Genomic DNA, 17,205 nt, shown 5'->3' on the forward strand with positions numbered 1-17,205 from the left:
TACGAACGCAAGGCCGAGCATTTCCTCGCCTTCACCAGCATCGCCTGCACCCTCATCTGCTACCGAAGACTCACCAAATGAGATGACGTCTAAGCACCTCGGCCGGGTGCAGGTGCATCTGCTTCTTGCCGCCAACGAGGAGGTGGACGTCCGTAATCCGGCGGCGACGATCGAGGGCGCGTCGGGGGCGACGGTGACGATCGCGGTCAGCGACTACGTGCCCCGGCATGTCCGGCTGGTCGCGCTCAGTACCGCCGGCATTCCCGGCCCGGCGTCTGCGCCGGTGATCGCCGCGGCACGCCAGGCCGGGGGGCAGGATCTCCTCGACGGGATCGTGTCGGAGATCAAGCTCGCCGAGAAAGCCGTCACCGACACGAAGATCGCCGTGGGCGCGGTGGGGACGGCCGCGCTCGCGAATGGCGCCGTGCTGGCGGAGAAACTCGCGAAGGCGTCGGTGACCGGCGACAAGATCCGCTCTGGGGCGGTCACACTGAAAGCGCTCGGCGGCACGCTGGCGGACGGGATCACCCAGCACTACGTGGACGCCCTCGGCGATCCGGCCGCATGGACGCCGACGGCGATCGGGGCCGGAGCGAAGTGGGAACACCTGACGGGATCGGTGGGCAGCGGTTGGCACCGGGTCCGGTTGGAGCTGGTGTGCCCCGGCTCCGCCCTGGGTGCTGGAACACACCGTCTGCTCACGTCCTTCCTCTGGGACGGCCCGGCCGGGGGCCAAGGTCACCCTCTTCGGCGGCGGCGAGTTCCCGGCGGTGATGTACATCGAAGATGTTGGTCCGGCGCTCGCGGCCACGGGCGAGCTGAACACCGGGCGCACTCCGGGGACCACGCCGCCGGCATCGCAGAGGTTCGAGCGCACCTACGCGGCTTCGTGGTCCGGTACCTACACCAACTGCGGGTCCTACAGCTCGTATCACGGGAATCAGATGCTCCAGGGCTTCTACTCCTCGAACAACGGTCTCATGGCCTCCCTCGTCGGATTCCCTTCCTCGCTCGGGACAGATCTGAGCGGGGCAACGGTCGAGTCGGCGGCGTTGTTCATCCACTTCGAGCACTGGTACTACACGGCCGGTGGCACTGCGGCGATCCGGACGCACGGCCACGCGGCCCGCCCGGGATCGTTCAGCGCCGACGGTCAGACCATGACGGTCGGTTGGCGGCGCAACGAGGGCAAGTGGATCGACGTCACCTCCCTCGTGCGCGATGTCCGGCCGCGCGGCTTCGCGCTCGACCCCAACAACACGTCCAGCGACTACTACGGCCGGGCGCACGGCGTCGGGCAGCAGTTCCCGCCCCAACTGAAGGTGACCTACGTGAAGTAGCTAGAGCCTGATCAGGCACTAACTAGGTTGCCGCTCCGCTCAGCAGCACCCGTCCCAGCGGCGTGAGGGCGTGGCGAACCCTGCTTCCGTCCCGCTCCGTCGTCAGCAGACCCGCGGTACGCAGCACGGTGGCATGGTGGCTGGCGGTCGCGGGGGCCGTACCAGTACGCCGGGCCAACTCACCCGTGCTCGCCGGAGTCTCGACGGCCCGCAGGACGCGCGCACGGGTGGCGCCCAACAGGGCGGCCAGGGCGCCGTCCAGGCCGGACGGCGCGGACGGCGCCCAGACCGAACCGTAATCGGCGAAGTCGAGGGCGATGGGGTAGCGCAACACCAGTGGCCGGCCGGGGTCCGCGTTGTCGAGCAGGGCCAGGGGCTTCGGCCAGAAGAACGTCGGGACGAGCAGGAGCCCGCGCCCCGCGAGCCGCAGATCCGCGTCGGTCTCACACGGGACGTGCAGCATAGGCGAGGCCCAGCGCACCTCGGGATGCAGGGTAGCGAGGAGCCCGTCGACACCCGAGTCGACCGTGACCAGCGCACGCCGCGTGCGATCGGTGTGCGCGGTCGCCAGGAGCTGCGCCCAGTAGGGGGCAACAGCCAGGGCGTGGTACTTGAGCAGGGCGTTGCGGACGAGATCGCCCCACTCCCGGTCACCGTGGTGGAGTGCGTGGATCCAGCGTGGGGCGTGCGGTCGCAACTGCTCGGTGGCAAGGAAGTCGGCCGTCCACTGGTGGCGTGGCAGCGACCAGGTGTGGTCGAGGCTGTCCGCGAGGGTGGCGGTGGCGGCGTGGGTGAACACCTCCGGTACGTACTCCCCGGCCCCGGCGGGCGCCAGTTCGAGCAACGGCCGCATCGCGGGCCGAAGGCCCCCGCGCGTGCGCTCGCGCCATCCCGCCAGCGCGACACCGCATGGACCGCCGCCTTGGAGTACGGACAGGCTCAGGATCGTCTCGGCGAGCGGATCCGGAGACCGGGCGATGCGTACGCGGGCGAGGTCGTCGGGGGCGAAGTGGACGCGTAGCACCGTCTCTTCTCCAGGGGTCGGCTTCGTTCGACTCGGCGGGGCCGTCGTGCGACCGGCCCCCGCCGGTGGTACAGCGATGGGACGGGGTGTCAGGACTCAGGAGCACGCTAGTCGTCTCCTTGCGGGGCAGTTGTGCCGAGCCGCGGATCTGGCCGGGACTCGGCGCGTGGCGCGGAGCTCTGTCCGGATTCGGGAGACGTCGAAGGGCGTTGTCCGCCGCCACCGCGCATGGTGACACTGGGCCGGCCGAGGTCGTGGGAAGGGCGTAGCAGGGGGAACACTCCAGCCTCGGCTGACCCTTCGTCGTGACCGTCACCTCGCCGCTGCGGCCCAGACGGTCACGGGCGAGCACGCGTCACGAGACGAATCCGACTTGAGAAGAGAACCCGCCATGAAGTCTTTGCGCTCGTTCGTCCCGCGCACCGGTGTCGCCGTCGGCGCGGTGCTCGCGGCCGTCGGCCTGCTGGCCGGGCCCGCCCACGCCGGTCCGGCCACCTCCGGCGGAGTCCCGCCGGCCGCTGCCACGAGCACCGCCGACGCCGGCGAGACGATCATCCGCGGCACCACCGTGCTGACTCGAGGCCAGGCCTGGTACTCGCCCGACGGCCGGACGATACTCTCCATGCAGAGCGACGGCCACGCCGTCCTTTACCACGACGGCGTGGCGATCTGGGCGGCCCCGGGCACCTACGGCATCGGCAGTACGCTCTACATGCAGGCGGACGGCAACCTGGTGGTCTACAACGCGGCCATGCGCCCGTTGTGGGCGAGCGGAACCCACCGTCACTGGGGTGCCCACCTGGCCATCCAGAACTCCGGGAACATGGTGGTGTACTACGGCTCGACCCCGCTGTGGTGGTCCAACTTCCACCCCGGAACGGGCCCTATCGACCCTGGTGACCCTGACGACCCCGAGTGCACGCCGACCCCGACCCAGCTCTGCCCCTAGCTAAACCTCCGGGTGATTCGGCAGAGACCTGCGGCGGCTTCAGTTTCCGCCGCGGGTCGACCTGCCGTAGGTCGGCGGTGAGCAGAATGAGTCAGCGATCCACCGGACGGGCCTCTAGAAGCTCTTCCTGACCGGTGAGGCGCAGTTCCATCTCCGCGCGGATCTCGGCACGCAGGTGACCGGACAGGTGCCCTGTCCCGTCTCAGATGATCCGGCCCCTGGTGATGCCTGTGACCTGCAGCGACCAGAGGAACTGAGACGCTGTGACGCTGGAAATCTCAGTGGCTCTGGTCCGGGACGCACGGTTGCCCGGTGCCGTCTCAGTTGATCTGGTCCGTCGCTGCTGTTCCGGCTAGGGTCGGTGGTTCCGTGCCTGCGGGTCGAAGCAGTTGAGGCCCATCGACGCAGCAACCTCCGCCGCATAGGCAGACGCTTCCTCGGCCACGCTCCAGCGCATGGGGAAGTAGATCAGCGGGCCGCTGGGGGTTCGTTAGGTTACTACGGGGACATGGGGAGGTTGCGATCGACGGGGAGGGGCCCAGGTGGCCGACATCCGCCCATCGCAGACCGGACGGTGCTCCGGTACGACCTGCCCGTGTGAACGACCTGATGGTGAGGTCGGCCTGAGCGCGGCTTGGTTCCGGGGCGGGACTGAGAGGTCAGATCGCCGCATGTGCGGCAGGGGAGGATCAGGAATGCAGATCACGACAGGATGGGCGAGCAGCCGCCGTCTTTCAGTGGCAGGCGCACTCGCGGTTTCCGCCGCGACCCTGTTTTCCAGCGGCGGGGCGGCCAGTGCCGCTCCGGCCTCTGAGGCCACGTCGGTTGGGGTTCAGTCCGCGACGCTGGGCCAGACCTGCGTCGGGCCGTCCTACAACCGCAACTTTGCCTTCACCGTCACCTCGACAACCGGGGTACCGGCTGGCAGCACCTGGACATTCAGCGTCAGTGCGACCAGTTGGATGGGGCTCCAGGTCAGCTCGGACTCGAGTTACGTGCCGACCGCATCGGGCACCACGCAGCAGGTGAAACTGTCTGCTCCGAGCGGTATTCCGGCCGGAGTCACAGTCACCTTGATGCCGTCCAATTACTCTGCGCCCACCAGCGGCTGGAACACGCTAACGCTGTCCGGCTACGGTGGCTCCACCAGCGTGTCCGTCAACGCCAGCAACCGGCCCTGCTGACCGCAGCATCGCCATGGAGGCCACGACGCGCCGCGCGCCGTGGCCTCCGCTGTCAATGGCCTTTGAGTATCCACTGGCCGCTGTCACTCCGCACAGTCGTCGCCGTTGGCGACCAGTGAGATCCAGCCATCGTTCCAACAGTGCGGCTACGAAGGCCGCTATTGGTTTCACCGGAGGAACCGCAAGCTCCTCTGTGTCGAACCGGCCCGTCCCGAGCACCTGATCCGGCGATCTGCGCCACAGCGCCCGGACAGGTCGGGGCGTTCCGTTCACCGAGACGGCGGGGTGTCATCGCCGCGCAGGTCGAGGTCTCACGTGACATGAGTAGCGCCAACGGACCAGATCGCCTGAGACGACGAGCGAATCGGGCCAGACCACCTGAGACAAAGGCGAATTCGCATGAGACGGGACATTCCCCATGCGGTTGAACACCATGTTGAAGGTAAGGTGTCCAGGATTCGCCCCGGCCTCTCTGGCCTATCGCTGCTCGCACCCTCCGCGCAGTATCAACTCTTCCTCTGACAGCGACCACAGCCATCCGTCCCGCGCACGTACGATCGGATCAGGCGTGGGGCTGCTGGGAGTGATCAGAGATGTCCGTGCCGCCGAGCGCCGAGCCCACCCTGTGGGAGCTGCACCGAGCGGTGTCGCAGCTCCGCGGCCGCACGGTGGCGCACGACCGGATCGCCGACGGGTGCCGATAGGAACGCCGGACTGGCACGCGCGAACATACCTTGCGGTACCAAGGAATGCGCACAGCCGGAGCACGCCTGTACGCCTTTCGAAGGGCGTACTTCTGCTCATGCCGTGTCAGCCTTACCGAGAGCGTGGCGCTTCCGCTCACTACACGGCCCTCCCGGTGGTCGCCCCGAACGCAGCTGCCGGGAGGGCCGCGCTTGGCCTGCCTCGGCAGCTACGCAGGCGGGCGTGGGCCTTGGCCGTGCCGGCCCCCACCAGCGCGGGCGGGGGCCAGGACCGGTCACGCGACGGCCGGGGACGTCTCGGCGGTCGTGCTGTCCTTGTCGCTCAGTACGGCGAGGTACCGCTCGGCATCCAGGGCCGCGGCGCAGCCGGTGCCTGCGGCGGTGACGGCCTGGTGTAAGTGCGGTCGGGGCTGAGCAGCAAAACGCCGTCGGGATGAACAGCGCATGCCAAAGCCAAACTGTGCGCCGGTACCGGGCGTGGGGGTTCCAGGCCAGGGGGTGCACTGTAACGTCCGCGAAGCTCGGTGAGACCGAGTACGACATCAGCCCGTACCGGTTCGAGATCCAGCACCGGCACGTCTTCCACCTGGAGCTGACGCGAGGCGACGCCGGAGCGGTGGATGCGCCAGGAGGACCACGACGGCGAGCGGGAGCCGACCTACTTCGAGTGCTTCTGGATCCCGCTGGAGGCCGCGCACATGCACCACCAGAACACTCTGTATGACGCGACGGTCCCCGCCGCGCTCTACGTAGCCGCGATCCTCACTGACCCGCGAGCCGGTCTGCCCTTCGACAATCAGCCCCAAGACTCCCCCGGCCCTCTGCGCGCCGCACTGCTTGGGTGGCTGGGCTCGGTCGCCGACGCGGCCAGTGACGAAGCCGCCGTGATCAGCGGCCGTATCGGATTCCCGCCGGAGGAATACCCTCCATTCGTCCAGACCTGTCTGATTCGGCCCTCGATCTACTCCGCAGTCTCAGTCTTCCTCGACGGCCCAGACCCGCACGTGCGCGAAGCGGCAGTCGCTGCCTGTATCCCTCTGCAGACGACCCACGCCTGAACCATCACCGAGAGAAGTTGGTCCCCCTTCTCCGGGATCCGTTGGCCGTGAGCGAGCTCTGGCAGTACCGCGAACGGGCGATCGAGACGCTTGAAGCATGGGGCGAGGACACCGCGGGCCTGCAATTGAGAGGAGACGCATTCACGGTCTGCGATCCACAAGACACCACGCCAGCGTCGACGACGGCGAATCCGGAAGCCCCCTGGGGCGGCGTTGACGATCTTCCGTTCTGACCAACAATCGAGCGCCGCCCGAAGATCGTTCACGAAATTGCGGACAGAGCCTGAAAACGGTTCTGGCCGTTCTTGCGTGACGGCTACGCCAGAGACGGCCCTGCATCCAGGCCAGGCATTCGGGGGCGCCAGGCGGGGTGAAGACGGAGGTGTTCGTCGTATGTCTAACTCAGAAGCTCGCGGACCAGCGCCTGGCCCCACCACTCCTCGATACGACCGGGTAGCCAGCCACGTTCGGTGGTGAGTGTGGTGTAGACGTCGATGTTGCAGATGGCTGCGTAGATGTCGACGGCAGACCCCAGGTCCAGGTCGCGTCGAAGGGTGCCGTCCGGCCAGGACGAGAAGACCTGAACCCGGGTTTCGTCGCCCCGTTCGCGGCCGTCACGGTAAGCCGTGGCGAGCTCGGGTTCGCTGCGGCCCGCTTCGCGGATCAGCATGATGACGTCGCCCGCGCGCTCGAACAGCCGCCGGTCGTAGGCGGCCATCGCCGCTAGCTGGCGCCCAGGGTCCGCCGCTGCGGCCTCCAACTCCGCGAGCATCTGCGGCGCGTCGGCGGACAGGTCGGCCGAATCGGCCACGGCCCGGGTCAGCCCGGTCTTGTTTCCGTACGTCGCGTAGACCGTGGGCACGGAGACTCCCGCCTCGCGCGCCACGTCGCGCACGGTCGTGCCCGCCCAGCCCTGGGAGTCGAAGAGCCGGCGTGCAGCGCGGGCGATCTCGGCCCGGGTCTCCAGCGCCTGCGTCGTCCGACGCAGTGAGTCATAGCGACGTCGGTCCTGCTCTGCACTCATGCCTTGCCCTCTCCAGGTTTACGCTGCTTATAATCAATATATGACACGTCAATCCAAGTTGGCCAACATCGGCTTCTCCTGGATCGGTGGCATGGCCGCCATAGGCTTCGCCGCCATGATCACCCTCAGCAACGTGATGATGGTGCCCGCCGGGCTGCCCCTCACCGGCGCAGAGATCGGAAAGGTCACCGAGTTCTTCGCTGAGGAAGGCACCGCTGTCGGCATCGGCTCCGCACTCGCCCCCGCCGCCTGGATCCTGGCCACCTTGTTCGGCGCCGGTGCGCTCGTCGCGCTGCGGAGGTCCGAGCGCGACCGCGGCGAAGCGTGGTCGCTGCTCGGACTCGCCGGACTGGCCCTGCAGAACGTCACCTTCGCCGGGGTCATCGCGACCCGCCTCGCCCTGACCTCGACAGCCCCGCACGACCCCTCCGCGACCACGGCACTCTGGGCCTTGCACGATGCGGTGTTCACCCTCAACGGAACCTTTCTGGCGCTCGCCCTCCTCGGCCTGTCCGTCGGCGGCCTGCGCGCCGGCGTGATCCGGCCGTGGCACGGCACCTTGGGGCTGCTCGCCGCCGCACTGCAGTTCAGTTCCGCCACCCTCGCCCACTGGGTGATCGGCAACGGCGGGGCCTTGGGCCTCCTCGGCCTCGCCGGCTGGCTGTTGTGGGTCGTCTGGATCGTCGCGTACGGCATCACCCTGATCCGGCACAGCCCGGGCACCCCGGTCCGGAGGTCCCCCAGTGGCCAAACCAGTGCGGCCCCTGCCTGACCGCACGAGCGAGCAGTTGCCGGACAACGCAGGAAGGCACGGACCCACAGGCCCCGCTCTCCCTCTCGGAGGATCCATGAAGAGGCGTCACATCACCACTGCCCTTGCCGCACTGACCGGCGTCGCAGTTCTGTTCCTTGGGCTCAATTTCCTGCTCAACCCTGACGGTGCACCCGCCGGATTCGGCATCACCCCCTGGCCACAGGGGAACGCCGACGGCTACTTCGTCGTGAAGGGCGTACGCGATATCGCCGTGGCATCCACCGTGTTCCTGCTGCTCACGCTCGGGCAGCGGCGAATCCTCGGCTGGGTGGTCCTCATCGACGCCATCATTCCGCTCGGTGACGCGCTTGCGGTCGTCACCCATGGCGGCACGTTCACCACAGCGCTGAGTGTTCACGTATCGGCGGCCGCCATCGTCGTACTCACTGCCATCATGCTGCTGACCGAGGGCAGCACGCGCACGACACCGCAGCCACAGCTGACACCCTCCGCATGATCCTGCGGACAGTGCCTATGCGGGTTCTGGCCGCACTTGCGTGAAGGCCTGCTGAGGTTGTTGCGCGGTGGCAGGCCAGCCGGCCTGGACGCGGGCCGTCTCGCTGGCGCAGCCGTCACGGAAGCGCGGCCAGAACCAGTTTCAAGAAGCGTCATCAGGGTCCACGCTGAAGGACTACGGACGGATCATGGCCCGATTCGCTGGGCACCAGGAGGGCCGCGGCCGCGATGTTCTGGCGGCCACCGAGTCGGATCTGGTGGCGTTCAAGAGGGTCCGGACCCTGTTGCAGGAACGGCCCATCGGCTCGTCGGCTTGGGGCAAGGAGTCTGGGCTGCTGGATCAGTACCGCTACTTCCGCGACGTCGGCCTGGGCGGGCAACGGCCGGACTCCCAGGTCGACCGGACCTTTCGCGGCTGGGCACCACGCCGCAACCGCGCGGGCTCCGACGTGGCCCTGGGCTCGGGGGCCCGCTGGCAGGAGTGGGCAACGGTGCTGCTGCCTGAGCTCGGCATCGGGGTCAATCCCCCTGGCCAGGCGGCCCAGTTCACGGTTCAAGCCTGCGCTAAATGCGGCAAGGCCCGCACCCTCTACATCCCCGAGGACGCGGTCGGCTCGGTCGACACATACGTCGCTCAGGTCGCGGGCTCCGCGGCTTCCCGTTCGTCAGGGGGCGTGACAGGCAGGTGGGCGCAGTGGCGGCACGCGCGTGCAGAAGCGGCGATGCGCGCGTGGAGGGCGATGGTGATCAGACAGGCGGCCGCGGTCAGTGGCCAGTTGGTGGCCAGTACCGCGGCAGTGATGAGGGTCAGCGCGCTCAGCCCGAGGGCGACTGCCGCGGTGGTTCCCGTCCAGGCGACCACGAGCGGCAGTCGTTGCGGGAGGGGCAGTCGGCGGGCCAGTGTGCCGGTGACGGAGAGGCACACGGCCGCGAGCAACGCGGTGAGCGCTGCGAGGCCGCCGAGGTGGGCTGCGGCCACCTGGAGCGGGTCCGGCAGCCGGCGGTCGGCCGCGCGGGTGGCGAGCTCGACCAGGTACCAGCACACCAGCACGCACGGGATGATCAGCATGACGGTGCGCGCGGTGTGACGGGCCTGGGTGATGGTCAGTTCATGCTGGAAGCTGGGCGCGAGCTCGGCCACGGTGCCGAACTGGCGGATGGCTTGGCGGGCGGCGTCCCGGTCGGGTTCGGCATCGGGCGACAGTTCCCGCGCGGTGTCCAGGAGGCCTTCGCGCAGTTCGTCCACCATCTGGGTCTTGAGTCGGGCCGGGCCGTGCAGGGTGGCCATCAGGTCCGCGAGGTGGGCTTCGATGGGGTCGTCGGCACGGGTCTCGGGCGCCTTCACGTGGCGTGTCCGGGGGCCGGCGCGGGTTCCAGCACCGAGCCGATCGCTGCGATGAACTCCCGCCAGTGGGTCCGCTCGGCGGCCAGGCTGCGTCGTCCGGCGTCGGTGAGTTCGTAGCAGCGCCGACGTCGTTCGCCCACCGACTCCCATGCGCTGCTCAGCAGTCCGATCCGCTCGAGCCGGTTGAGGGCGGGGTAAATGGTGCCCTTGCGCAGCTCTAGTACGCCCCCGCTGCGCTCCTCGACCGCAGCGATGATCGCGTAGCCGTGCAGGGGGCCGGATTCCAGTACGGACAGCAGCAGTCCGTCCAGGTGGCCGCGTACCGCATCCGTCTTCATAGTCAGGCAGCCTACCTAAGTGACTCTCCCTGTGCTACTTATAGATCGGTAGCCAATCTATTGGCAGCCAATCCATGAAAGGACCCCTGTGACCAAGCTGCTGCTCTCGCTGCACGTCCTGGCCGCGATCCTGGCGATCGGGCCGATCACCGTCGCAGCCTCGATGTTCCCCCGCTACGCCAGGCTGTCGGCCAGCAGCGACGCACAGGAGGCCAAGGGCCAGATCACCGCGTTCCTGCACAAGATCTGCCGCGGGTACACGGTCGTCGGCATCGCCGTCCCGGTCCTCGGCGTCGCCACCGGCGCCCGGATGGGCGTCCTGACCGACGCCTGGCTGCTGACGTCGATCGCGCTCACGGCTGCCGCCGCGGCCCTGCTGCTCACGGTGGTCCTGCCCGGGCAGGCCCGACTGCTCGCCCAACCCGCGGACGCATCCGGCGCAGGAGGGACAGTCACCGGCGTGGCCACGAACGCCATGCCGGAGCTGCGGTCGGCGGCGGCGCGCCTCTCCATGACCACGGGGATGTTCAACTTGCTGTGGGCAGCCGTCGTCGTCCTGATGATCGTCCGCCCCGGCTCCACGACGGGAGCCTGATCAGCATGCGAACCCTACGCATCGCGGCCGCAGTTGAAGCCGGATCCCTCACGCTCTTGCTGCTCAACCTGTTCACCGTGCACACCGGGGTGATCACGTCGCTGGGCGGTCTGCTCCACGGCACGGCCTATCTGGCCACTATCGTCGCCGTCTTCCTCACTCCCGCCCTCGCGCGGCCGGGAACCAAGGGGTGTGCCTTCATTCCCGGCATCGGAGGGCTGATCGCGCTGCGCCTGCTGGGGCAGCAGCCACCCGCCTCCTCACCCGACAGACTGCCCGGCGCCGACAGATGACTGGGAAACGATCACCGACAGCGCGGGAAACCCCTCTCCCGGCGGGCTGCTCAGACGCAGGCTGACGACTTCCCTCGGTGCCCCGAAACGGGTGAACCACACCCCACCCCACGACCGGAAGTCCACGTCTCGTGAGACATGCGAACCGCGAGGAACACCTCATCGGCGACTAGTGTCCGTCGGCCGGTGCCTTCAGTAGCCGGTCCAGCTCGCTCCCGGCCTCGTCGTAGCCGGCGTCGGAGATCCGTTGCAGCTCGCGGAGGTCGCCGGAAGCGACCGCGCGTCGAGTGAGCAGGGGCCCGGCCCGCATGGATCCCTCGTCCAGCAGCTCGCTCAGCTCCCGGAGGTCACCGGCCTCGTCCGCCAAGTCGGCCAGTCGGTCCAGAGCGGTCTCGTTGCCCTCATCGGCCAGCTCGCGCAGGGTTTCCCGATCCATGTTCCTGTTCGTGTTCGCCATGGGGCCATGGTGCAGCCCTGCCCCAGGGGAAGGGTCAAGTGGGACGATGGTCAGGTGATCACCATCGGGCAGCTGGCCAGGTACGTCGGGGTGTCGGTCAAGACCATCCGCGTCTACCACGACAAGGGGCTGCTACCGGAGCCCGACCGTGACGCGTCCGGCTACCGGCGTTACGGTGCGAGCGACGCCGTCGCCTTGATCAAGATCCGGACACTGGCCGAAGCCGGTGTCCCTCTGGCTCGTATTCGCGGCCTGAGGGCGTCGGGCGAGGAGGAACTCCGACAGGCGCTGGGCGAGATCGACGACGACCTCGACGCCCGTATCCGCAGCCTGCAGGAAACACAGGCCCGTCTGCGCCGGCTCGCCGCTGGACGTCTGGTGCCGCTGCCCGACGAATTCGCCTCCCATCTGGACGACCTGGCCCGTTGGGGGTTCACGTCCAGATGGGTGGACCTGCAACGCGACCTGTGGATCCTCGTGTTCGCCACCCACCCGGACCGCGCGACCACCCTGTTCCACGACCAGGCCGACATCTTGGCCGGCCCGAAGCTACGGCAGCTCTTCCTCGACTACGACCACGCGTACGACCTCAGCGCCAGCGGCCCGGGATCGGAGCAGTCAGTGCCCCATCTGCACTTTCACGTCGTTCCGCGGTGGGTGGACGACGGAATCTCGACCTGGCCGGCCGGATGCTCCGTACATCACGTCACTGGCGATCCGGGGGCGCGGCTTGCCGACGCTCTGACTTCGGGCCGACACCACACAAGTTGAGCCAGAGCCCGGCTTACGACGCCGTTTCGACGTGAGATTGGGAGTCGCACGCTCGCACGAATAGGTGATGTTCACGAGAACGGGCGTCAGCTGCCGCATATCTTTCCCCGGGCGTATCCGTCACTGCCCGGTCCGGTTGGTGAGGGGCTGTTGAGAGGCGGTCGGTGGTGTGAGTAGTGCCTGGACGGTTTCGGTGGCCAGGTCGCGCAGCCAGGTGTGGGCGCGGTCGTTGTCGTAGCGCTGGTGCCACAGCAGGTAGAGAGGGACGTCGGGCAGCGGGAGTGGCGGCGGGAGTGTGGCCAGGCCGAGTTGTTCCCGGGCCATGCGGGTGACCGCGTCGGGGAGGGTGACGACCAGGTCGGTGTCGAGGGCGAGTTGCAGGGCGAAGGCGGCGGTGGGCCCGGCGGCGACGACGCGTCGTTCGAGGCCGCGTGTGGTCAGGGCGTCATCGATCGGGTCGCGCAGGCTTCCGCGCCGCGAGACGGTGAGGTGTTCGGCGGCTGCGTAGCGCTCGAGGCTCAGCGGGCCTTTGGCGAGCGGGTGGCCTGGGCGGACGGCGACGATCAGCCGGTCCCTGCCGACGAAGCGGTGGCGGATGTCGGGGAGCGTCGGAGTGGTGGAGCTTGATTCGAGGTCGACCTCACCCCGGCGCAGCTCGGCGTCGTCCGTCCCGGGTTCGGCGGACAGGCGCAGCCGGACGCCGGGGGCCTGGCGGTGGACGGCGGTGATCAGGGCGGTGCCGGAGGCTGCGGTCAGGGCGTCGTGCCAGCGCACGGTGAACACCCGGTCGAGAGCCGCCAGGTCGAGTTCCTGCTGCGCGGAAAGAAGTTGATGGGCCTGCTGCACGAGGGTGTGGACCTCGGCGCGCATGGCCAGCGCGCGGGTGGTGGGGACCATGCTGCGGCCGGTGCGGACCAGGATCTGGTCACCGGTGGCCTTGCGGATGCGGCCCAGAGACCGGCTCATCGCCGGTGAGGTGACGTGGAGGCGTGCTGCCGCGCCGGCGACGCTCCCCTCTTCCAGCAGGGCGTCCAGGGCGGTGAGCAGGTTCAGATCCAGTTGCATGAGAGTAACTCTACAAGTGACAAGCATGCACTTGTTGTTAATGGTCAGGCGGCCTAACTTCGAAGTGCGGGGGCAAGTCAACCGCCCCGCTTCGACCGATCCCAGGGAGCCCACCATGAGCACAGCCATGCCTTTCGACGCCGACGCGACGCTCCTGTCCGACGTGACCGCTGCGGTGAAGGCCGCTGGCGTCACGCTGCGCGACCGCTACACCTCGCACGCCCGGGGCGTGAGTCTGGACGAGGTCGTCGGCGAGATCCACGCCAACGACGACGCGGTGCTGGACGTGCTGCGGGAACCGCTTCTGCGGGCCCGGCAAGGGGCGCAGTGGGCCGAGGACGAGCTGGCCGGCGGCACGCTCCCGCCCGGGGAGTGGTGGGTCGTCGACCCCGCCGAGGGCAACATCAACCACGTCCACGGCATGGAGGACTGGGCCGTCACCGCCACCCTGGTCCGCGACAACCGGCCGGTACTCACCGTCGTCCACCTGCCGCTGAACGGCGACACCTACACCGCCGTCGCCGGCGGCGGTGCCCGACTCAACGACCGGCCCCTGAAGGTGTCCGCCAAGATCGACCTGGGCGCCGCGCTCATCGGCACCGGTCAGGCCAAGCCCGGCGAGGACGAGTGCACCTTCCGGCGGATTGGTGACTCCGTCACCGCCATGCTCATCAACGGCCTGGTCGTGCGCGTGTCCGTTCCCGCCACGATGCAACTCATCCACGTCGCCGCCGGACGCATGGACGCGTTCTGGCAGTTCTCCGACGTCCGCTCCGGCCTGGTCGCCGGCGCCCTGCTGGTCTCCGAAGCCGGAGGCACCGTCACCGACCTGACGGGCGAACCCTGGAACACCGGCAGCCGCGACTTCCTGGCCGCCGCCCCCGGCATCCACGGCGCCGCGCTCAAAATCCTCTCGCCGACCGCCTGACCGGACGTCTCCGCTCTTCTCTACCCCCTTACCGCAAGGAGCATCACCGCATGACCAACATCGGCATCCTGGGCGCCGGCCGCGTCGGCACCAACCTCGCCGGCAAGCTCTCCGCAGCCGGACACCACGTCACCATCGGTGGCCGCAGCCCCGAAGACACCGCCGCCCGCACCATTGGGCTCGCCCCGCGGATCGCCTCCGCCGACCAGCGCACCACCGCCCGCACCATGGACATCGTGATCAACGCGACGCCCGGCGACAGCTCCTTGGAGCGCCTCATCGACCTGCGCACCGAGCTCTCCGGAAAGATCCTCATCGATGTCTCCAACGCAACCCGCGACGCCGCTGATGGCTTGCCCGGCGACCTGTGCTATCCCGGCAGCAGCCTCGCCGAGAAGCTCCAGGCCGCGCTCCCCGACACCCGTGTGGTCAAGACTCTCAACACCATGCTTTTCATGGTCATGACCGCTCCCGAAACCCTGGCCACCCCACCGACCGCCTATCTCTCAGGCGACGACGAACAAGCGAAGAGGACCGTCTCCGGCCTGCTCGGCGACCTGGGCTGGCAGCCCGAACGGATCGAGGACCTCGGCGACATCACCACAGCCCGCGCCACCGAGGCCATGATCCTGGTCGTGCCCCACATCCTGCGCCGGCACGGCTTCAAGCCCTTCGCCGTCTCCCTCGCCCGCTGACCCACCAAGACCGGGTCAGACCAAAACCAGGTAGCGGGCTCGCGCGAGGCAGCTGGGTGCTGGGTCGGTCGGTTCAGGGACACGGACGTGGGCCCGCCGATTGCCGATCGCCACCACCCGCCTCATGCAGGCCACCCAACGGCCCTTCAGCGCCACCTGCTTCACCGACTCCACAGCCGCCGTCGCCTGGCGCACCATCCCCTCCTGGGGACTGGTCGCCGACACTGACAAGGCCGTTCCACCCGCGCGCCACGGCCCGCCTCATCGAGCAGGCCGCCCGCGCCACCGGCTGACCTCTCCCCCACCGCCCCGGCTCGCACCCTGACGAGCCGGGGCCAAGCCCTCCAAGAGCCTGGAGCTCTACGGCGAGAGGGGCCGAAAGCCGAGGCCGAGAACCAACCCGGAGCGCAGCGCCTCTGTTCAGTTGATGACGGCGGTGGCTTCGATTTCGACCAGGTGCTCGGGTACGTCCAGTGCCGCGACGCCCAGCAGCGAGGCCGGTGGGACCGGTGCGGCGCCCAGCTTGGCGGCCGCCCTGTTGATCCCGTCCATCAGCAGGGGCATCTTGTCGGGGGTCCAGTTGTCGGCGTACTTCTGTGAGTGCTCCACCAGGTACGGAGATACGTGCACCAGTAGGGAGGCTGTGAGCCAGTCATGTCATCCCGCGGGCATGGCAGTGGCAGGGCGATGAACCTCCAGGATGACTGCGGTGCCGGCCACGGTTCGGTCCTCGTGCATGGTGATCTGCTGGCCGGGCTGGACGTGCGTCCAGTGGGAGGGAGTGAGGGGCACGAGGCGAACCGTGGCTCGCCCGCCGGGCTCCAGAATGGGCATGTTCTCAACCCAGAGCGAGGCGATGCTGACCGCACGTCCACCGGTGGGCGAAAGGTGTCCGATGTCCCACATGGGTCGCAGAACACCGGCGCCGGAGATTGGCGTCGTGCGTCGTGCCTCGACGGCAGGACGGAGTGTCAGATCCGCCCGGATCACTCCGTTGCGGATCTCGGAGCACCGCCAATGGCACCAAGCCGCGCTCCGCTCAAGCCAGAGCTGCTCAGCCGCTTCGGCGAGCTTCTCCCAAAACGCCAGAGGGAGCGAGCGACCGTCCCCGAGCTCCTCCAGCAGGCCCAGGGCGGTCTCCCACTCGTCGTGGACGAGGTAGTCCCAGATGTCTCGCACCGTGATGTCGTTCTCGGTGGCGGTCTCTTCCGAAACCAGCAGGGAAGCTGATTCGAGCAGCTCAGGGACGTCCATGCGCTCATTGTCGACCACGTGAACTATTAGGCTGCGCTCTCCTGGTCGCGTTCGATGGCGGCGAGCCGGTTCTTGAGCCGGTAGCTGGGGCCGTTGATGGAGATGACGTCCCAGTGGTGGAGGAGGCGGTCGAGGATGGCGGTGGCCAGGACCTCGTCGCCGAACACCTGCCCCCATTCGCTGAAGGTCTTGTTCGAGGTCAGGATGATGGAGCCCTTTTCGTAGCGCTTTGAGATCACCTGGAAGACCAGGTTGGCCTCCGCGCGTTCGAGGGGCTGGTAGCCCACCTCGTCGACCACGAGAACCGCCGGCCGGAGGTAGCTGCCGAGCTTGCTGGTCAGCCGGCCGGCGGTCTCGGCGGTCTTGAGGTTGCGGACCATGTCGTCGAGGCTGGTGAAGTAGATCGAGTACCCGGCCCGGCAGGCCGCAACCGCGAGAGCGACGGCGATGTGCGTCTTGCCCACTCCTGGCGGCCCGAGCAGGGCGGCGTTGGCCTTGACCTCGACGAAGGAGAGGGTGGCGAGGTCCTTGACCTTGCGGGGGTCGAGCTCGGGCTGGAACGAGAAGTCGTAGTCGTCCAGTGTTTTGTGGTGCGGCAGCTTCGAGATCCGCAGGCCGGTGCGGAATCGGCGGTCTTCACGGACGGCGAGTTCTTCGGAGAGGACCAGGTCGATGAAGTCGAGGTAGCCCATCTTGGCCTCGTCGGCCCGCTGAGCGTACTGAGTCAGGGCCTCGGCCAGGTGAGGCAGGCCCAGCTTGCCGGCCGTGTTGCGGATGCGGGTGGAGACCAGCTCTGAGGCTGATCCTTTGGAGTGGACACCCTGACAATGGATCTTGATGGTCCAGGGAGGGATGTCCAGGTGGGACGCAAGTCTCCGTATCCGGAGGAGTTCAGGAAGGACGCTGTCGCG

The 17,205-nt window shown here is 68.4% G+C and carries 20 protein-coding genes and 2 pseudogenes; 12 read left to right on the plus strand and 10 right to left on the minus strand.

Annotated elements, in window-relative coordinates; all coding sequences use genetic code 11:
* The first annotated feature begins 677 nt into the window (after nt 1–677).
* Nucleotides 678–1,340, plus strand: coding sequence for a hypothetical protein (locus ACZ45T_RS38100; protein WP_468448892.1), 663 nt, complete (start codon nt 678–680; stop codon nt 1,338–1,340).
* Between the two features lie 22 nt (nt 1,341–1,362).
* Here the strand turns inward: ACZ45T_RS38100 and ACZ45T_RS38105 are convergent, their stop codons facing one another.
* Nucleotides 1,363–2,364 carry an ArsR/SmtB family transcription factor gene (locus ACZ45T_RS38105; protein ID WP_468448894.1) on the minus strand — a complete coding sequence of 334 codons (1,002 nt, stop codon included), beginning with the start codon at nt 2,362–2,364 and terminating at the stop codon, nt 1,363–1,365.
* Between the two features lie 391 nt (nt 2,365–2,755).
* Here ACZ45T_RS38105 and ACZ45T_RS38110 point away from each other — a divergent pair, with 391 nt between their 5' ends.
* Both ACZ45T_RS38110 and ACZ45T_RS38115 read left to right on the plus strand, forming a co-directional pair.
* The gene (locus ACZ45T_RS38110; protein ID WP_468448896.1) at nt 2,756–3,313 is read left to right on the plus strand and encodes a hypothetical protein; all 558 of its coding nucleotides are present in this window, start codon (nt 2,756–2,758) and stop codon (nt 3,311–3,313) included.
* Between the two features lie 695 nt (nt 3,314–4,008).
* The gene (locus ACZ45T_RS38115; protein WP_468448898.1) at nt 4,009–4,497 is read left to right on the plus strand and encodes a hypothetical protein; all 489 of its coding nucleotides are present in this window, start codon (nt 4,009–4,011) and stop codon (nt 4,495–4,497) included.
* Nucleotides 4,498–5,476: 979 nt separating this feature from the next.
* On the opposite strand, the pseudogene ACZ45T_RS38120 reads toward ACZ45T_RS38115, so the two are convergent.
* Nucleotides 5,477–5,593, minus strand: a pseudogene (locus tag ACZ45T_RS38120) (thioredoxin-disulfide reductase); the annotation flags it as partial.
* A gap of 228 nt (nt 5,594–5,821) precedes the next feature.
* Here ACZ45T_RS38120 and ACZ45T_RS38125 point away from each other — a divergent pair.
* On the plus strand, nt 5,822–6,259 hold the full coding sequence (locus ACZ45T_RS38125; protein ID WP_468448900.1) for a hypothetical protein: 438 nt from the start codon (nt 5,822–5,824) through the stop codon (nt 6,257–6,259).
* 47 nt (nt 6,260–6,306) lie between these two features.
* Nucleotides 6,307–6,492 (plus strand): hypothetical protein, encoded by a 186-nt coding sequence (locus ACZ45T_RS38130; protein WP_468448902.1) that lies wholly within the window; start codon nt 6,307–6,309, stop codon nt 6,490–6,492.
* A 164-nt stretch (nt 6,493–6,656) separates the two neighbouring features.
* On the opposite strand, the gene ACZ45T_RS38135 is transcribed toward ACZ45T_RS38130, so the two are convergent.
* Nucleotides 6,657–7,283: a TetR/AcrR family transcriptional regulator gene (locus ACZ45T_RS38135; protein WP_362059442.1), complete on the minus strand. Its 627-nt coding sequence runs from the start codon at nt 7,281–7,283 to the stop codon at nt 6,657–6,659.
* 40 nt (nt 7,284–7,323) lie between these two features.
* On the opposite strand from ACZ45T_RS38135, the gene ACZ45T_RS38140 reads away from it, so the two are divergent.
* Together ACZ45T_RS38140 and ACZ45T_RS38145 are read left to right on the plus strand one after the other, a co-directional pair.
* Nucleotides 7,324–8,055: a 2-oxoglutarate/malate transporter gene (locus ACZ45T_RS38140; RefSeq protein WP_468448904.1), complete on the plus strand. Its 732-nt coding sequence runs from the start codon at nt 7,324–7,326 to the stop codon at nt 8,053–8,055.
* Nucleotides 8,056–8,131: 76 nt separating this feature from the next.
* Nucleotides 8,132–8,554: a DUF4267 domain-containing protein gene (locus ACZ45T_RS38145; RefSeq protein WP_214929237.1), complete on the plus strand. Its 423-nt coding sequence runs from the start codon at nt 8,132–8,134 to the stop codon at nt 8,552–8,554.
* A 633-nt stretch (nt 8,555–9,187) separates the two neighbouring features.
* Here ACZ45T_RS38145 and ACZ45T_RS38150 read toward each other — a convergent pair.
* Entirely contained in the window at nt 9,188–9,898 is a 711-nt protein-coding gene (locus ACZ45T_RS38150; protein WP_468448907.1) for a hypothetical protein, read from the minus strand.
* Nucleotides 9,895–10,236, minus strand: coding sequence for a PadR family transcriptional regulator (locus tag ACZ45T_RS38155; protein ID WP_468448909.1), 342 nt, complete (start codon nt 10,234–10,236; stop codon nt 9,895–9,897). The genes ACZ45T_RS38150 and ACZ45T_RS38155 overlap by 4 nt, the downstream gene beginning before the upstream one ends.
* Nucleotides 10,237–10,324: 88 nt before the next feature.
* Between ACZ45T_RS38155 and ACZ45T_RS38160 the strand changes: the two genes are divergently transcribed.
* Nucleotides 10,325–10,831 (plus strand): DUF2269 family protein, encoded by a 507-nt coding sequence (locus ACZ45T_RS38160; protein WP_468448911.1) that lies wholly within the window; start codon nt 10,325–10,327, stop codon nt 10,829–10,831.
* A 5-nt stretch (nt 10,832–10,836) separates the two neighbouring features.
* Nucleotides 10,837–11,124 (plus strand): hypothetical protein, encoded by a 288-nt coding sequence (locus ACZ45T_RS38165; RefSeq protein WP_468448913.1) that lies wholly within the window; start codon nt 10,837–10,839, stop codon nt 11,122–11,124.
* 169 nt (nt 11,125–11,293) lie between these two features.
* Here ACZ45T_RS38165 and ACZ45T_RS38170 read toward each other — a convergent pair whose 3' ends face one another.
* Nucleotides 11,294–11,581 (minus strand): hypothetical protein, encoded by a 288-nt coding sequence (locus ACZ45T_RS38170; protein WP_468448915.1) that lies wholly within the window; start codon nt 11,579–11,581, stop codon nt 11,294–11,296.
* A gap of 54 nt (nt 11,582–11,635) precedes the next feature.
* On the opposite strand from ACZ45T_RS38170, the gene ACZ45T_RS38175 reads away from it, so the two are divergent.
* The gene (locus ACZ45T_RS38175; RefSeq protein ID WP_468448917.1) at nt 11,636–12,352 is read left to right on the plus strand and encodes a MerR family transcriptional regulator; all 717 of its coding nucleotides are present in this window, start codon (nt 11,636–11,638) and stop codon (nt 12,350–12,352) included.
* A gap of 120 nt (nt 12,353–12,472) precedes the next feature.
* Here ACZ45T_RS38175 and ACZ45T_RS38180 read toward each other — a convergent pair whose 3' ends face one another.
* Nucleotides 12,473–13,417 carry a LysR family transcriptional regulator gene (locus tag ACZ45T_RS38180; protein WP_468448919.1) on the minus strand — a complete coding sequence of 315 codons (945 nt, stop codon included), beginning with the start codon at nt 13,415–13,417 and terminating at the stop codon, nt 12,473–12,475.
* Nucleotides 13,418–13,532: 115 nt separating this feature from the next.
* Between ACZ45T_RS38180 and ACZ45T_RS38185 the strand changes: the two genes are divergently transcribed.
* Nucleotides 13,533–14,345: an inositol monophosphatase family protein gene (locus ACZ45T_RS38185; RefSeq protein WP_468448921.1), complete on the plus strand. Its 813-nt coding sequence runs from the start codon at nt 13,533–13,535 to the stop codon at nt 14,343–14,345.
* A gap of 50 nt (nt 14,346–14,395) precedes the next feature.
* On the plus strand, nt 14,396–15,040 hold the full coding sequence (locus ACZ45T_RS38190; RefSeq protein WP_468448923.1) for an NADPH-dependent F420 reductase: 645 nt from the start codon (nt 14,396–14,398) through the stop codon (nt 15,038–15,040).
* Between the two features lie 420 nt (nt 15,041–15,460).
* Here ACZ45T_RS38190 and ACZ45T_RS38195 read toward each other — a convergent pair.
* The 3 genes and pseudogenes from ACZ45T_RS38195 to istB all read right to left on the minus strand — a co-directional run.
* A pseudogene (locus ACZ45T_RS38195) lies at nt 15,461–15,631 on the minus strand (RidA family protein); the annotation flags it as partial.
* A 66-nt stretch (nt 15,632–15,697) separates the two neighbouring features.
* Complete coding sequence (locus ACZ45T_RS38200) at nt 15,698–16,294, minus strand: hypothetical protein (protein ID WP_468448925.1); 597 nt, start codon at nt 16,292–16,294, stop codon at nt 15,698–15,700.
* 26 nt (nt 16,295–16,320) lie between these two features.
* Nucleotides 16,321–17,127 carry an IS21-like element helper ATPase IstB gene (gene istB / locus ACZ45T_RS38205; RefSeq protein WP_468448927.1) on the minus strand — a complete coding sequence of 269 codons (807 nt, stop codon included), beginning with the start codon at nt 17,125–17,127 and terminating at the stop codon, nt 16,321–16,323.
* Between the last annotated feature and the right edge of the window lie 78 nt (nt 17,128–17,205).

Source organism: Streptomyces sp. NPDC030995, from assembly GCF_055571215.1.

Coding starts and splice junctions, on each gene's coding strand:
- ACZ45T_RS38110 (WP_468448896.1), top strand. CDS start 2,756: ATGAAGTCTTTGCGCTCGTTCGTCCCGCGCACCGGTGTCGCCGTCGGC.
- ACZ45T_RS38115 (WP_468448898.1), top strand. CDS start 4,009: ATGCAGATCACGACAGGATGGGCGAGCAGCCGCCGTCTTTCAGTGGCA.
- ACZ45T_RS38125 (WP_468448900.1), top strand. CDS start 5,822: ATGCGCCAGGAGGACCACGACGGCGAGCGGGAGCCGACCTACTTCGAG.
- ACZ45T_RS38135 (WP_362059442.1), bottom strand. CDS start 7,283: ATGAGTGCAGAGCAGGACCGACGTCGCTATGACTCACTGCGTCGGACG.
- ACZ45T_RS38140 (WP_468448904.1), top strand. CDS start 7,324: ATGACACGTCAATCCAAGTTGGCCAACATCGGCTTCTCCTGGATCGGT.
- ACZ45T_RS38145 (WP_214929237.1), top strand. CDS start 8,132: ATGAAGAGGCGTCACATCACCACTGCCCTTGCCGCACTGACCGGCGTC.
- ACZ45T_RS38155 (WP_468448909.1), bottom strand. CDS start 10,236: ATGAAGACGGATGCGGTACGCGGCCACCTGGACGGACTGCTGCTGTCC.
- ACZ45T_RS38165 (WP_468448913.1), top strand. CDS start 10,837: ATGCGAACCCTACGCATCGCGGCCGCAGTTGAAGCCGGATCCCTCACG.
- ACZ45T_RS38170 (WP_468448915.1), bottom strand. CDS start 11,581: ATGGCGAACACGAACAGGAACATGGATCGGGAAACCCTGCGCGAGCTG.
- ACZ45T_RS38180 (WP_468448919.1), bottom strand. CDS start 13,417: ATGCAACTGGATCTGAACCTGCTCACCGCCCTGGACGCCCTGCTGGAA.
- ACZ45T_RS38185 (WP_468448921.1), top strand. CDS start 13,533: ATGAGCACAGCCATGCCTTTCGACGCCGACGCGACGCTCCTGTCCGAC.
- ACZ45T_RS38190 (WP_468448923.1), top strand. CDS start 14,396: ATGACCAACATCGGCATCCTGGGCGCCGGCCGCGTCGGCACCAACCTC.
- ACZ45T_RS38200 (WP_468448925.1), bottom strand. CDS start 16,294: ATGGACGTCCCTGAGCTGCTCGAATCAGCTTCCCTGCTGGTTTCGGAA.